We start from the raw sequence: 1320 nt of genomic DNA, 5'->3' as shown, positions 1-1320 counted from the left end.
ACAAATCACTAACCGGACTGAGCGATGTCGATCATAGCACCAATACCCCGTACCGAACACAGCGGAACGGGCAAAGTCAGCTATGTGGGTGGCGACAGCAAAAGCTCATCCTTATTTATCCGGCTGTTGAAGCACCTGAAGTCTATGTACCGACGGGCAAAAACGATAACGCTCATCGTGGACAATTACATTATCCACAAAAGCCGGGAAACGCAGCGCAGGCTGAAGGAAAATCCGAAGTTCAGGGTGATTTATCAGCCAGTTTACTCGCCATGGGTGAACCATGTAGAACGGATATGGCAGGCGCTTCACGACACGATAACACGCAATCATCAGTGCCGGACGATGTGGCAGTTGCTGAGAAAAGTCCGGCACTTTATGGACACTGCCAACCCGTTCCCCGGCGGTAAACATGGTCTGGCAAAAGTGTAGCGGTATTAGGCGCAGCTATTTAGGTGAAAAGAGTTTAGGTATAGCCCAGAAGCTTTATCAGTTAGGTTATTATGATCATGTGGTGAAAGACTTGATAAGTAAATATTCAACCACAGAGGGAGGGTTGTTTTCAATAAATAACATACAGTCGCATGTACATTCTACCAGATTTCATCCTGGCCAGCCTGTAGTTAATACATATTGGACAGAGTTAGAACTTTTCTTATCTGCCTGCTGGAAATACATTACTGAACAAGACATTAATAAAAAGAAGAATGCCACTGAATTAGCTGGTAGTTAATAGTGAACTGGAGTTATAGGTTGATTAGGGCTTTGTAGATTAAATCGAGTTTTTATGTGATTGGCTGATCTAATCGCTACAGCCCTTTCAATATCGGGTCTCCATGGCAAAGCAAAAGTTTCAAATCACCAACGGATCTGCATACCACTAAGCTCCCTGGCAGCATAGGACCAAGGTAGTCTGATAAGCCAGTCGTTGCTGATGGAGAAATTAGGATACTAAAAGATCACTGAAAACTACTAATCGGAAATTTCGGCGGTTCCGGCGTAGAACCCCACATTGAAAAAAGCAACGATCAAGATGTACCGAATACTGGAATCGGGCATTGAGTCTGAATATTTCAATATCATCCTGGAAAACGTCAAAATCACGACAGTTTCTCCTTACCTTGCCCCTACAGGTATCAACCTGAGCGGGGATTACGTCTGGAGAACAAACCTCAAACTGGGACAGGGTAAATACCGTGCATTACGCTCAGTGGATAGCAGTCTGTACAAAAAACAGGCTTAGCGTAGGATATTTTCCGTTTTCCAAGCGGACCCCTACTTGTCGCGCTGGAAAAACTCTGCCGTCTGACCTGCCTCCAT

The 1320-nt window shown here is 44.9% G+C and carries 1 protein-coding gene and 2 pseudogenes; all 3 read left to right on the top strand.

Features of this window, described 5'->3' with window-relative positions; all coding sequences use genetic code 11:
* Positions 1 to 57: 57 nt before the first annotated feature.
* Positions 58 to 432, top strand: a pseudogene (locus tag AQ981_RS25260) (IS630 family transposase); the annotation flags it as partial.
* Complete coding sequence (locus tag AQ981_RS27810) at positions 413 to 733, top strand: hypothetical protein (protein ID WP_154675987.1); 321 nt, start codon at positions 413 to 415, stop codon at positions 731 to 733. The pseudogene AQ981_RS25260 and the gene AQ981_RS27810, both read left to right, overlap by 20 nt.
* Positions 734 to 1009: 276 nt before the next feature.
* Positions 1010 to 1135, top strand: a pseudogene (locus AQ981_RS28345) (type VI secretion system tube protein Hcp); the annotation flags it as partial.
* Positions 1136 to 1320 lie beyond the last annotated feature (185 nt).

It is taken from the genome of Entomohabitans teleogrylli (assembly GCF_001484765.1).
In the GTDB taxonomy this organism is placed as follows: Bacteria; Pseudomonadota; Gammaproteobacteria; order Enterobacterales; family Enterobacteriaceae; genus Entomohabitans; species Entomohabitans teleogrylli.
The sequence above is the reverse complement of the archived record's forward strand: the minus strand, read 5'-3'. Positions and strand labels throughout refer to the sequence as shown.

Coding starts and splice junctions, on each gene's coding strand:
- AQ981_RS27810 (WP_154675987.1), top strand. CDS start 413: ATGGTCTGGCAAAAGTGTAGCGGTATTAGGCGCAGCTATTTAGGTGAA.